Source organism: Allobosea sp. CER48, from assembly GCF_044752385.1.
Lineage (GTDB): Bacteria > Pseudomonadota > Alphaproteobacteria > Rhizobiales > Beijerinckiaceae > Allobosea.
Genome location: NZ_JBIWYK010000037.1, coordinates 1 through 12,816, shown reverse-complemented (window position 1 = coordinate 12,816; position 12,816 = coordinate 1). Strand labels below are relative to the sequence as shown.

Here is a 12,816-nt window from a genome sequence, read left to right as displayed (position 1 = left end):
CGATACTTGCCGAGCCAGTCGGTCAGGAAGGGGGCCTGGTCTTCCGCGGAGACGAGGACATTCGCCTCGCCGAGAACCCCGGCGAGTTCGACGAGCAGGTCAGCCATGGTTCAGCCTTTGCGAAGGGGGCGCCCGCCCCAGGCCAGCCGCACGCGGCCGATCGCCATCGTCACGGCCGCCTGCGTCGGTTCGACGATCGGGATGCCGAGTTCCTGTTCCAGCGGCTCGCGGAAGCGCGCCATGCCGGCACAGCCCATCACCAGCACGTCGGCGTGATGCGTGTCGCGCAAGGTCCGGCCGACGGCGAGCATGCGGCCAAGCGTGAGCGTATCGTCGGCCATTTCGGCGATGGTGAGGTTCACCGGCAGGTCGCCGGCGAAGCGGCCCATCACGCCCATCGCGCCGAGATAGCGCAGATGACGCGGGATCGAATTCTGCAGCATGGCGACGATGCCGAAGCGCTGGCCGAGCGTCAGCGCCGTCAGCACGCCGGCTTCCGCGATGCCGAGCACCGGCTTCTGGCTCTGCTCGCGCAGCGCATGCATGCCGGGGTCGGAAAAACAGGCGACCACGAAGGCGGCGGCTTCGTTCTCCAGCGCGGCCGCGCGCTTCAAAAGGGCCGGGATCAGCCCGTCGGCATCGCGCTGCGACTGGATGCCGGGAGGGCCTTCTGCGAGTGTGAGGCATTCGATGGGTGGGCCGCCGGCCAGGCGCAGCGGCGCGACGGCGACGTCGATCTCCCGGGTCACGCGCTCGGTCGAGTTCGGATTGATGACGTAGATCGTGCCGCTCACGACAGTTCTCCTTCCGGGACGGTCCGCGTCCGCTCGTGCCAGCCTGCCAGCGTCTGGCGCGGGACCTGGAACCGGTCACGCAGGCCGACATACCAATCGGCGCCATGCAGGCGGCCGACCACGTCGAGCTTGTCGACATCGACATGCAGGCGCTCGTCGACGAGGCCGTCGCGGATATGAAGATGGACGATCTCGCCGACGACGAGATTGCGATGCCGCGTGCCCAGCGAAAGCGAGACCGTCTCGCGGCATTCGAGCTGGACCGGGGAGGCGGCGAGCCGGGGCACCGCGATCGCGGTGCCCGGCGCGGTCTCGAGGCCGGCGGCCTCGATCTCATCGACTTCGCCGGGGAAGTCGACGGCGCAGATCTGCATGGCCTCGACCATGGCGCGATCGACGAGGTTGACGACGAAGCTGCCGGTCTCGCGGATGTTGCGCATCGTGTCCTTCAATGGCGAAGGGGCCTTGTCGCGCCCTTCGATGCCCAGCACCACCAGCGGCGGAGCATGGCTGAAGACGTTGAAGAAGCTGAAGGGCGCGGCATTCGCACGCCCCTGCGCATCCACGGTGGTGACGAGCGCGATCGGGCGCGGCAGCACAGTGTTGACGAGGAGCTTGTAGAGATCGCGCTCCGCCAGATCGCTCGCGGCCCAGTCCATCGCTTCAACCCAAATTCACGTCGAGCAGGCGCACCGTCTCGGCCAGCACGCGGGCGCCATCGCCGGCCTGCTCGGGCGTGATCGATTCCTCCGGCGCGTGGCTGCGCCCGTCGAGGCACGGCACGAAGATCATGCCGATCGGGCCGGTATGGGCGACGAAGACGCCGTCATGGCCGGCGCCGCTCGGCAGGTCGCGCGTGGCGAGCCCGAGCGAGCTCGCGGCATTGGCGATGGCCGTCCGGATCTCCGGCGCGCAGGCGGTGGGGGCGACATGGCTGATCGGCTCGACCGCGATGGCGAGGCGCAGCTCTTCCAGGGCTGGACGCAGGTCGCGCATCAGCGCTTCGCCGAAAGCCTTGACCGCCGCCTCGTTTCCGGAGCGAACCTCCAGCGTCAGCACGGCCTCGCCCGGTACGGCATTGGCGGCGTTCGGGCTCACTTCGATGCGCCCGAAGGTCGCGACCAGCGGCTGGTTGTCCCGTGCTGTCGCCAGGGCCCGCTTGTAGGCGGCCTCGACCAGCTTCGCAGCACCGACCAGCGCATCGGCCCTGAGCGGCATCGGCGTCGCGCCGGCATGGTCGGCCCGGCCGGTGACGACGATGCGTTCGCGGCGGATGCCGACGATGTCGGTCACGATGCCGATCGGGATGCGCTCGTTCTCCAGCACGCGTCCCTGCTCGATATGGACTTCGACATAGGCTGCCACACCATCCGCAGAGCGCCTGACCGCGGCGAGTTCCTCCGGCCGGCCGCCGACGAATGCGATGCCTTCGCGAAGCGTCATGGCATCCGGGCGGGTGAGGGCGAGATGCTGCTCGGTCAGGGCGCCGGCGAGCGCGCGGCTGCCGATGCAGGAAAGGCCGAATTCGCTCGGCTCCTCCGCCAGGAAATCGACGACCTCCAGCGTGTGGCGCAGGCGGTCGCCACGCTCGCTGAAGCTCTGGGCGACTTCCAGCGCGGCGAGCACGCCGAGAATGCCGTCATAGCGCCCGCCCGAAGGAACTGTGTCCGAATGCGAACCGATCAGGATCGGCTTCAAGCTCGGATCGGCGCCCGCCAGCCGGCCGATCAGGTTGCCGGCCGCGTCGAGCTCCGTCTCGAGCCCGGCCTCGCGGAATTCCGCCGCCAGCCATTCGCGCCCTTCGAGGAAGCGCTGGGTGAAGGAGCGGCGCGTCCAGGGGCGCTCCGGGTCGGTGATCCCGGAAAGGGCCTCGATACGGCGCCAGAGCCGGTCCTGATCGATCGCCATGGGAGTCACGCCGCCGGGCGCAGGAAGCGGCCGTCGCCGGCCTTGTTGCGAATTTCCTTGCCATCCCAGGCGAGCTGGCCGCGGACATAGGTGGCAGCGACGCGGACGCGGAATTCTCGGCCCTCCATCGAGCTCCACTTCACCGCCGAGAGGCTCTTGCCGGGGTCGTGGATGAAGCGGCCCGGCTCCAGCACGGTGATGTCGGCATCGGCGCCGGCTTCGAGCCGGCCCTTGTCGGCGAGCAGGAAGGCCTTGGCCGGCCCCTCGCAGAGCTGCTTCACCACGATGGTCGGCGACAGGCCGTGCTCCTCGCAGCCGGTCCAGAGCGCCGGCAGAAGCGTCTCGATGCCCGGGCCGCCCGAGGTGTTCTTGAAGATCATCGGATCGCCCTTCTTCTCCAGCCCCCAGGAGACGTGATCCGAGGAGATGAAGTCGCAATGGCCGGCGGCGAGATGGCTCCAGAGCAATTCGCTCTCGGCCTTCGGGCGGATCGGCGGATAATGCTTCACCTTGGCCCCGAAGCGCGGCACATGCTCCTCGGCATTGAGCATGAAGTACTGTACGCAGCTCTCGACGGTCGCCTTGTAGCCGGCGCGCTTGTACATGTTGCAGATCTCGAAGCCGCGCGAGGTCGAGACGTGGACGGCGTGTGCACGCGCGCCGGTTTCGGCGCCCAGTTCGTAGATGCGGGCGGTGGCGAGGTTCTCGATCAGCGGGGTATGGGCGCGCAGGAAGGCGTCCGGCCCGGTGTCTCCGGCCTCGACCAGCTTCGCGATATTGCGCCGAGTCATCTCCTGGTCCTGGTTATGGACGCCGCAGAGCAGGCCGGTCGGTTCGATCAGCCTGAAGGCTTCGTAGAGCGTGTCGTCGCCGATGCGGGGAAAGCGCGTCGGGTTGGCCTCGAAGGTCGAGAACTTGAAGGCGCAGGCGCCGGCCTCGACCAGGCCGGGAATGGCATGGAGCCCGTTCTCGATGGTGATGGTGGCATAGAGCGCGACATCGACATGGGCGTCGCGCTCGACCACCGCGACCTTTTCGTTGAACAGCTTGGCGCTGGTGACGGGCTCCGGCTCGTCATAGGGCATGTCGACCATCACGGTGACGCCGCCGGCCGCCGCCGCCCGCGAGCACATGCCGATGCCTTCATGGTTGGCCTGGCTGCCGGAATGGACCTGTCCGTCGATGACGCCGGGAATGATCCACTGGCCGCGGAAATCCTGCGTCTCGCGGGCCGAAGGCGGCATGCCCGCGCCGACCTTGCCGACCTTGCCGCCGCTGACGGCGACATAGCCGTCCTCGATGATCCGGTCGGACAGCACGACATTGCCGCGGAGGACGAGGTCGAAATCGCTCATGATGGGTATCCGGTAAATCCTGCGGGGTCTGCGGAGAGCGCGGCCTAGGCTTCGCGGCCCAGCGCGTAGTCGGTGAAGTTCATGCCGAGCGCCTTCTCGACGATCGGGTAGACGCTGGGATCCGTGACGCTGGAGCTCAGCGGAATCTTGTCCTTCGGCACGCGCAGAACCGAAAGCTCCATGCCTTCGCGGACATGGCCGGCGCTGACCGGCTGGCCGTCATTGTCGAGCGTGGTGATCACATCGGGGAAGCAGGCGTGGCGGGCGCCGTCGAGATCGGTGACGGCCATGTATTCGTTCATCACGTGGATGATGCGGGCGGCCGCGCCCGTGCCGACCTGGATCGTGCCGATGTCGAAAGCTTCGTTGGTGTAGCGGACATCCTTCTTCGCGACCGGGCCGCGCGCGATGATCGAGCCGCCGGTCTCCTCGCAGATCGCGTCGATCACGGCCGCTCCGCCCTTCGGCCTGGCGGCGAGGATGCGCTCGCCCAAAGCCAGCGCCATCGAGATGCCGCCGAGCGCGGCGTTCTTGCGGACATAGGCCGCCGAGACCGGGTTGCGGCAGGATGCGATGAAGCCGCCCGACATGTCGGAGGCGGTGCGCAGGATGGGCGAGACCTTGGCGGTCGCGCCGCGCGTCACCAGCTCGATGTACTGGTTCTTGGCGCGGTTGCCGCCGACCGCGACCTGAATCGTCGCCTCCGGGCTGTTGGCCAGGCCGATCGAGCCCATGTCGCCGGTGGGATGGGCGCGGATGTCGCCGACGGCATCGACAACCTTCACGCCGAGGATCGCGCTGGGAAGCCAGGCATTCAGCGTGCTCGACATGCCGTTCTGGCCGATGATCAGGCCATAGATCGGCTTGCCCAGCGCCTCCTGCAGCAGTTGCACGGCCTTGACGTAGTCGATGCCCCACATCTCCCATTCGGTCGTGCCGGCGGGTGCGCCGATCGCGGCTGCAGTGGCGATAATGGCGTCGTCGGGAATCTCGTCCATGGTGACGAGCTCGGGCCTGCCGGTATTGACCGCGGCGGTGCCGAGCATGCGGCCATGGTCGGCCCAGCCACCGCCGCCAGCCGCGAAGACCGAGCCGCCGGCAACGGCAGCCTCGACATCCCTGCTCGTCAGAAAGCGTCTCATCGGCCGGCCTCGTCCCGCTTTGGTTGAGAGCATCGCTGGAGCGAGAAGGCGGTTCCCACTTTTTCGCGCGATGCCCGTCGTGAGCCGGTCGTTGCCGGCGGAACAGAGCTTAGAGCGCTAGCCGCGAAATGAATCATGCTTATTATGCGGCCGACCATAATCGGATGTTATCGCAATGCGTCTCAATCTCCGGCAGATCGAGGTCTTCCGGGCCATCATGATAACCGGCTCGATCAGCGGCGCGGCCCGGCTGCTTTCGGTGTCGCAGCCGGCGATCAGCCGCCTGCTGGCCTATACGGAGGATCGGCTGGCCTTGCGCCTGTTCGAGCGCGTCCGTGGCCGGGTGCAGCCGACACCTGAGGCGCGGCGGCTCTTCCAGGAGGTCGATCAGGTCCACCAGGGCGTGGTGAGGGTCAACGAACTGGCGGAGGAACTGCGCGAGCGCGGCACGGGCTCGGTCCGCATCGTCGCGAGCCCGAGCGTCGGGCAGGCGCTGGTGCCGGATGCCATCGCCCGGCTGCGCGAGCGCTTTCCCGATCTACGCGTCGAGTTCGAGGTACTGACGCTGCTCGAGATCGTCGCCAAGGTCGTGGCGGGGCGGGCCGATCTCGGCGTCTCGATCCTGCCCGTCGACGAACCCACGCTCGACATGGAGGTCCTGACCGAAGGCCGGCTTATGGTGATCATGCCGCGCGACCATGCGTTGGCGCGGTTGCGCGTGATCCGCCCGGCCGATCTCGTGCCTTATCCGTTGATCGGCTTCGGCCCGCAGACGCCGTATGGCGATATCGTCGGGCGCGCGCTGGCGCTGAAGGCCGCACCGCTCAGGATCAGCACGGTGGTTCGCTTCACGCCGGTCGCCTGCGCGATGGTGCGGGCCGGAGCCGGCATCGCGGTCGTCGACGAGTTCGTGCTGCGCGGGCGGACCTGGCCGGAACTGGTGTCGCGGCCGCTCGCGCCCAAGACGCGGGTCCGCGCTCATCTGCTGACGCCGCGCTTCGAGCCACTTTCGCGCACGGCGAGTGCTTTCGTCGACATTTTGCGCGGGCTGGTGCCGCCCATGCCGGCGGGCAAGGAATCCGATCCGGCCGACGGCGCTTAACATCATGTTATGGAAACCCGACAACAAATAATTGGCTGGGCATGATTTCGCCCTGTTAGGTTTCGCTCCAGACGTGGCCGGATTGTTGCAAGAGGGGTGCGACGGTCGCGGCGTCGCCGTCGCATAACGGGAGCGGGAAGCATGAAACTGAATTCGATCGGGCTGGCGCGCGCCGCCGTCAGGGGCGTGGCTCTGGCCGCTCTCATCGCGATGCCGGCGATGGCACAGGATGCCGACCATCCGCAGAACGAGAAGCTGAAGGTCGCCTGCGACCTCGGCTTTGCGCCGTTCTGCTTCAAGACCCCGGCCGGCGAGACGACCGGATTCACCTACGACATGTCCGTCGCGCTCGCCGAGAAGCTCGGCCGCCCGGGCGTCGAGGTCACGGATTCGAACTTCTCGGCGATCTTCGCCGGCCTGTTCTCGAAGCGCTACGAGATGATCCCGGCGCCGACCAACATCACGCCTGAGCGAGCGGCGCAGATGCTGTTCAGCGAGCCCTATATGCCGACGGGCCTCGGCTTCCTCGTCAAGAAGGGCGGCAAGATCGCCAATCTCGAGGACCTGAAGGGCAAGGCGCTGACCGTCAACAACGGCTCGATCTCGGACAAATGGCTGACCGACAACGAGGCCAAGTACGGCTTCACCATCCAGCGCTACAACAAGAATGCCGACGCCGTGCAGGCGGTGATGATCGGCCGCGCGTTCGCCAACGTCGCCGATGCGCCGGTCTCGCGCTATGTCTCGACGCAGACGCCGACCGCGGAGGTCGCGTTCGTGCTCGACAGCGGCCGCAACTTCGGCGTCGCCTTCCGCAAGGAGGATGCCGCCTTCCGCTCGCAGGTCGAGGGCGCGCTGGAGTGCATCAAGAGCGACGGCACGCTCGCGAAGATCCACGAAAAGTGGTTCGGCGTGAAGCCGGAGACCAGCTCCTCCGCCGCCACGGTCTATCCGGGCACGGGCGCGCCGGGCTTCGAGGGCTACGACACCGCCGAGCGCAAGGCCCCCTGCAAGTGACGTCGCAGCCTGTCATGACGGCCGCGTCGCCTGAGACGATCGTTTCGATCGAGGGCCTGCGCAAGAGCTTCGGCCAGGTCGAGGTTCTGCGCGGCGTCGACCTCAAGGTCGGCAAGGGCGAGGCCGTCGTGATCGTCGGCTCCTCCGGCTCGGGCAAGAGCACCTGCCTGCGCTGCATCAACAGGCTGGAGGAACCGACGGCAGGCACGATCCGCGTCGGCGGTCAGGAGATCACCGGACCCAAGGTCGATCTCAACCTGCTGCGCCGCCGGATCGGCATGGTGTTCCAGGGCATCCATCTCTATCCGCACAAGACCGCGCTGGGGAACGTCACCCTGGCGCTGCGCAAGGTCGTCGGCCTCGGCAAGGAGGAGGCGGAGAAGAAGGCCCGCCACCATCTCGAGGTCGTCGGCCTCGCCCACAAGGCGGATGCCTTTCCGGCCCAGCTCTCCGGCGGCCAGCAGCAGCGCGTCGGCATTGCCCGCGCCATGGCGCTGGAGCCGCAGGTCATGCTCTTCGACGAGCCGACCTCGGCGCTCGATCCGGAGCTCGTCGGCGAGGTGCTCAACGTCATGGTCCGCACCAAGGAAATGGGCATGACGATGATCGTGGTGACGCATGAGATGAAGTTCGCGCGCGATGTCGCAGACCGCGTCGTCTTCATGGACCACGGCGCCATCCTGGCCGAGGGCACGCCGCAGGAGATCCTGGTCAACCCGCAGCACCAGCGCATCCGCGACTTCGTGATGCGCTCCCACGGCTGACGGCGCGCATGGACCAGATCGTCCGCTACTTCTTCGACTTCCCGCTGATGGCGGCCTATTGGCCGGACATTCTGCGCGGCTTCCTGATCACCGTCGAGATGTCGATCCTGACGGTGCTGATCGGCATCCCGCTGGGCCTCGCGCTCGCTATCCTCCGGCTCTACGGCATCCGCCCGCTGAACTGGCTGATCATCTTCTATATCGACTTCTTCCGCTCGATCCCGCAGCTCGTGCTGATCGTGCTGGCCTATTTCGCGCTGCCCTATTTCGGGCTGGTGCTGGAGCCGTTCACGGCGACGGTGTTCGCACTCGCGATCGTGCTCTCGGCCTTCTCCGAGGAGATCTTCTGGGCCGGCATCAATGCCGTCGCGAAGGGGCAATGGGAGGCGGGCCGCTCAACCGGCCTCGGCTTCACCCAGACGCTTGCCTACATCATCCTGCCGCAGGTGGTGCGCATGTCGATCCCGCCGCTGACCAACCGTGCCATCGGCATCAGCAAGGGCACGACGCTGGGCTCGGTCGTCGCCGTGCCGGAGCTGCTCAACGTGACCTCCAGCATCCAGTCCAACGTGGCGAACCCGACGGCTCTCACAGTCGGCGCGCTGCTCTTCCTTCTGCTGTTCCTGCCCTTCGTGCGCTTCACGCGCTGGCTGGAACACGTCTACGCGCATCCGAGGTCATGATGGACGAGCTCGTCACGACCTTCTTCAACCTCGACGTCCTCAGGCAGGTCTGGCCGCTGCTGCTGCAGGGCTTCTGGATGACGCTGGCGCTGGCCGCGGTCGCGGTGCCGCTTTCGGTGCTTGCCGGCATCGCCATCGCCATGGCGCAGGACGTGCCCAGCAAGCTGCTGCGCTTCCTGCTGATCGCCTATGTCGACGTGATGCGGGCGATCCCGCCGTTGGTGCTGCTGATCTTCATTTTCTTCGGCCTGCCCTTCCTCGGCCTGAAGCTCAACGAGTTCACCGCGGCCGTGCTGGCGCTGACGCTGAACGGCTCGAGCTATTTCGCCGAGATCTTCCGCGCCGGCATCGAATCCGTGCCGAAGGGCCAGCGCGAGGCCGCGCGTTCGACCGGCCTGAGCTGGTACAAGAGCATGATCCATGTCGTGGTGCCGCAGGGCACGCGCAACGTGTTGCCGGACCTGATCAGCAACACGGTCGAGCTGGTGAAGCAGACCTCGATCGCATCCGCGGTCGCGCTGCAGGAGCTGCTGCGCTCGGCCCAGCTCGCCCAGGGCCTGCTCTACAACCCGACGCCGCTGATCGCCGCCGCGATCGTCTACTTCCTGATGTTCTGGCCCTTCGTGCGGCTGGTCTCGCGGCTGCAGAACCGCACCGCCATGTCCGCAGCCTGAACGAGAGGAAGGCCCGTCGCGTCAGCGCGCGACGGGGAAGAGGCGGGTGATGCGGTTCGGATTGGTCTCGGCAAGGAAGATGTCGCCGGACGGGCCGAGCCAGAGGCCATGGGCACCGTTGAGAACCGGCCGGCAGCGACCGAGCAGAACGCCATCCGCGGAGAGCAGGCTCAGCGTCGGGATCGAATCGCAGACATGAATCCGGTCTTCCGCATCGGCCACGACATCCTGCGGGCGCAGGAAGGCGTCCCATACCGCGAGACACTCGCCTTCGGGCGAAAAGCTCTGCACGCGGCTGTTTTCGCGATCGGCGACGATGACGCGCCCGTCGCCGAGCACGCAGATGCCGTGCGGGGTCAGGAAGGCGCCTGGCGTGGTGCCGACCGAACCCCAGCTCGCGACCGGAGCGCCATTGGCATCGAAGCGGTGGATGCGGCCATTGCCGTAGCCGTCCGCGACATAGAAGCCGCCATCGGGCGCGAAGGCGATGTCGCTGGGGTGGTTGAACGGGTGGCCGGGCCGATGGCTCTCGCCGATCTGCCGGCGCACCCTGCCTTCGATGTCACAGAACAGAATGCGATGGGCGTCACGGTCGACGATGGCGAGGCCGCCGTCCGGCATCGTCGCGATCTTGTGGGCGTCGACGCAGAGCGCCTCGCCCCAGCTGCGCAGGAAGCGGCCATCGGGCGCGAGCGTCACCACGCAAGGCCCGTCCGGATCGACGGCGCTGTCGCGGCGCAGCAGCACATGGACGAACCCGTCCTCGCCGACGGCGAGATCCGTGATCCGTCCGGGTGTCGAGGGCAGGGCGCCCCAGGGCCGCTCGACGCCGTACAGCGTCTCGCCGAGCGCAACGCGCAGTTCCGTTTTCATCCTGACCTCGTCGCTGTTTCACGGGCTGCAAGCAGCCGCCGGCTCGTCGCCGCGACCGCCCTGGGAGAAAGTCCATGAGTGAATTCGATCTCGTCATTCGCGGCGGCACCGCCGTCGCCGTCACCGATATCGGCGCTCTCGACATCGGCATAGCCGGGGGCGCCATCGTCGCGATCGGGGCGAACCTTCCGGCCGGCCGGGAAGAGGTCGATGCCCGGGGATTGCTGGTGCTGCCGGGCGGGGTCGACAGCCATGTCCATCTCGACCAGCCGTTTTCCTCGGGCGCGGATATCTCCGATGGCTTCGATAGCGGCACCGCCTCGGCCGCCGCAGGCGGCACGACCACGGTCGTCTGCCATGCGCCACAGATCCGTGGCGGCTCGCTTGCCGAAGCCGTCGCCGCCTATGCCGAAAAGGCGAAGCAGGCACGGATCGATCACGCCTTCCATCTTCTGGTCAACGACCCGACGGAGGAGGTTCTGGACAAGGAGCTGCCGGCACTGGTCGCGGCCGGGCATCGCTCGGTCAAGATCTTCATGACCTATGACAGCAACCGCCTCGGCGACGCGCAGATCCTGCAGACGCTGGCTGCGGCCCGGCGCGCCGGCGCGCTCGTCTGTGTCCATGCGGAGCATCACGAGCTGATCACCTGGCTGACGCAGGCCCTGCTGGCGGCCGGGCAGACGGCGCCGCGCCATCTCGCCTGGGCCAAGCCCATGGTGGTCGAACGCGAGGCAACGCATCGCATCCTGGCGCTCGCAGAAGCGCTGGATGCACCGCTCCAGATCTTCCATGTCTCCGGTGCGCAATCGGGCGAGGAGGTCGCACGGGCTCAGGTGCGCGGGCAGAAGGCCTGGGCCGAGACCTGCACGCAATATCTCGTGCTCGATGAGAGCGATATGGACCGCCCGGGCTTCGAGGGGGCGAAGTTCATGATCTCCCCCGCACTGCGCTCCGCGGCGGATCGCGAGGCGCTCTGGCAGTTCCTGCGCGACGGCGTCATCGATATCGTGTCGTCCGACCACTCGCCGCTGCGCTATGATGATCCGCGCGGCAAGAAGCAGCACGGCGAGAACGCGCCCTTCAACAAGATCCCGAACGGGGTGCCCGGACTCGCGGCACGTCTGCCCATTCTCTACTCGGAGGGCGTCGCCAAGGGCCGCATCGACCTGCGCCGCTTCGTCGATCTCGTCGCCACAAATCCGGCCCGGCGCTTCGGACTCGCACCGCGCAAGGGCGCGCTCGCGGTTGGGGCCGACGCCGATATCGTGCTGTTCGATCCCGCCCGGCGTGTCACCCTCACCAATGCGATGCAGCATCACGGCAGCGACTACACGCCCTATGAGGGCATGGAGCTGCAGGGCTATCCGACCGCCACCTATCAGCGCGGCCGACTGATCTTCGACGGTGAGCGCGTGCTGGCGCAGCCGGGGCACGGGCAGCTGCTGGCGCGCGGACCTTATGCGGAGATCGCGCCGACCGGGCGGTTTCCGACTCCGTTCGATCCGTTCCGTTGATGGAATCAAGGAGAGCGCTCAGGCGCTCTCCGCCTTGCCGAGCGGGGCGCCGACGCCGGTGCGCTCGGTGATCAGGCCGTAATGCTCGACGCGGCGATGCCTGGCGAAGTCGAAGATCGTCGCCTTGCCGAAGCGGGTATCGTCTAGGTCGCAAGGGTGGACGAGCACGCCATCCTCCTCGTGGTCGAGTTCCCCGACGATCTTTCCGTCGGGCGCCGCGATCAGAGTGCCGCCGAAAAGACGGTGCCCGTCCTCGTTGCCGGCCTTCGCAACGGCCACGACCCAGGTCGAGTTCTGGTAGGCCCCGGCCTGCACCGAGAGCCGGTGGTGGAACAGGCGGTCGGCCGTCGTCTCATGGGGTGATTGCGAGTTGGCGGAGGGGGTATTGTAGCCGAGCACGACCATCTCGACGCCCTGCAGGCCCATGACGCGATAGGTTTCGGGCCAGCGCCGGTCATTGCAGATCGCCATGCCCATGAGCCCGCCTTCGAATTCCCAGACCGGGAAGCCGAGATCGCCGGGCTCGAAATAGCGCTTCTCGAGATGCTGATGCGCGCGATCGGGGTCGAATTCGACATGCCCTGGCAGGTGCACCTTGCGGTACTTGCCGACGGTCCGGCCGGCGCGATCGACGAGGATCGAGCTGTTGAAATGGCGGCCTTCGGGGGTGAGCTCGGCATAACCGAAGCTCATGGCCATGCCGAGCGCCTTCGCCTTGTCGAAGAGCGGCTGCGTTTCCGCGCCGGGCATGCTGCGCTCGAACCAGCCATCCGCCTCGGCGCGATCCTCATGATACCAGCGCGGGAAAAAGGTGGTCAGCGCGAGCTCGGGATAGACGATGAAGGTCGCGCCCTGCGCCCTGGCCGCTTCCATCAGTGCGATCATGCGATCGACGACCTGCTTGCGGCTCTCGGCCCGCTGGATCGGCCCCAGCTGGGCGGCGGCGACTGTGACGATGCGTGGCACGGGCATTCCTGCTCGGGTGAA

Annotated in this window: 13 protein-coding genes; 6 read left to right on the top strand and 7 right to left on the bottom strand. The window is 67.4% G+C overall.

Annotation, left to right across the window (positions count from 1 at the left end):
* Positions 1-110: 110 nt before the first annotated feature.
* From ACIPIA_RS03020 to ACIPIA_RS03000, 5 genes are read right to left on the bottom strand one after another with little or no spacing between them, the layout of a single operon-like run.
* A complete protein-coding gene (locus ACIPIA_RS03020) occupies positions 111-794 on the bottom strand; it encodes an aspartate/glutamate racemase family protein (RefSeq protein ID WP_400506536.1) in 684 nt (227 codons plus the stop codon).
* The gene (locus ACIPIA_RS03015) at positions 791-1,453 is read right to left on the bottom strand and encodes a flavin reductase family protein (RefSeq protein ID WP_400506534.1); all 663 of its coding nucleotides are present in this window, start codon (positions 1,451-1,453) and stop codon (positions 791-793) included. Before ACIPIA_RS03015 ends, ACIPIA_RS03020 begins: the two co-directional genes overlap by 4 nt.
* 4 nt (positions 1,454-1,457) lie before the next feature.
* A complete protein-coding gene (locus ACIPIA_RS03010) occupies positions 1,458-2,702 on the bottom strand; it encodes a Zn-dependent hydrolase (RefSeq protein ID WP_400506532.1) in 1,245 nt (414 codons plus the stop codon).
* A gap of 5 nt (positions 2,703-2,707) precedes the next feature.
* A complete protein-coding gene (locus ACIPIA_RS03005) occupies positions 2,708-4,057 on the bottom strand; it encodes a dihydroorotase (protein WP_400506530.1) in 1,350 nt (449 codons plus the stop codon).
* A gap of 44 nt (positions 4,058-4,101) precedes the next feature.
* Complete coding sequence (locus tag ACIPIA_RS03000; protein WP_400506528.1) at positions 4,102-5,199, bottom strand: DUF917 domain-containing protein; 1,098 nt, start codon at positions 5,197-5,199, stop codon at positions 4,102-4,104.
* Positions 5,200-5,374: 175 nt separating this feature from the next.
* On the opposite strand from ACIPIA_RS03000, the gene ACIPIA_RS02995 reads away from it, so the two are divergent.
* From ACIPIA_RS02995 to ACIPIA_RS02975, 5 genes are all read left to right on the top strand, one after another.
* A complete protein-coding gene (locus ACIPIA_RS02995; RefSeq protein WP_400506526.1) occupies positions 5,375-6,301 on the top strand; it encodes a LysR family transcriptional regulator in 927 nt (308 codons plus the stop codon).
* Positions 6,302-6,442: 141 nt separating this feature from the next.
* Positions 6,443-7,318 carry a substrate-binding periplasmic protein gene (locus tag ACIPIA_RS02990; RefSeq protein WP_400506524.1) on the top strand — a complete coding sequence of 292 codons (876 nt, stop codon included), beginning with the start codon at positions 6,443-6,445 and terminating at the stop codon, positions 7,316-7,318.
* A gap of 14 nt (positions 7,319-7,332) precedes the next feature.
* On the top strand, positions 7,333-8,082 hold the full coding sequence (locus tag ACIPIA_RS02985) for an amino acid ABC transporter ATP-binding protein (RefSeq protein WP_465246949.1): 750 nt from the start codon (positions 7,333-7,335) through the stop codon (positions 8,080-8,082).
* Between the two features lie 8 nt (positions 8,083-8,090).
* On the top strand, positions 8,091-8,765 hold the full coding sequence (locus ACIPIA_RS02980; RefSeq protein ID WP_400506522.1) for an amino acid ABC transporter permease: 675 nt from the start codon (positions 8,091-8,093) through the stop codon (positions 8,763-8,765).
* Positions 8,765-9,439, top strand: coding sequence for an amino acid ABC transporter permease (locus ACIPIA_RS02975; protein ID WP_400506521.1), 675 nt, complete (start codon positions 8,765-8,767; stop codon positions 9,437-9,439). Before ACIPIA_RS02980 ends, ACIPIA_RS02975 begins: the two co-directional genes overlap by 1 nt.
* Before the next feature lie 21 nt (positions 9,440-9,460).
* Here ACIPIA_RS02975 and ACIPIA_RS02970 read toward each other — a convergent pair whose 3' ends face one another.
* The gene (locus ACIPIA_RS02970) at positions 9,461-10,312 is read right to left on the bottom strand and encodes an NHL repeat-containing protein (protein ID WP_400506519.1); all 852 of its coding nucleotides are present in this window, start codon (positions 10,310-10,312) and stop codon (positions 9,461-9,463) included.
* 74 nt (positions 10,313-10,386) lie between these two features.
* On the opposite strand from ACIPIA_RS02970, the gene hydA reads away from it, so the two are divergent.
* Positions 10,387-11,829 (top strand): dihydropyrimidinase, encoded by a 1,443-nt coding sequence (gene hydA / locus ACIPIA_RS02965; RefSeq protein ID WP_400506517.1) that lies wholly within the window; start codon positions 10,387-10,389, stop codon positions 11,827-11,829.
* Between the two features lie 18 nt (positions 11,830-11,847).
* Here hydA and ACIPIA_RS02960 read toward each other — a convergent pair whose 3' ends face one another.
* Positions 11,848-12,801: an N-carbamoyl-D-amino-acid hydrolase gene (locus ACIPIA_RS02960; RefSeq protein WP_400506538.1), complete on the bottom strand. Its 954-nt coding sequence runs from the start codon at positions 12,799-12,801 to the stop codon at positions 11,848-11,850.
* Positions 12,802-12,816 lie beyond the last annotated feature (15 nt).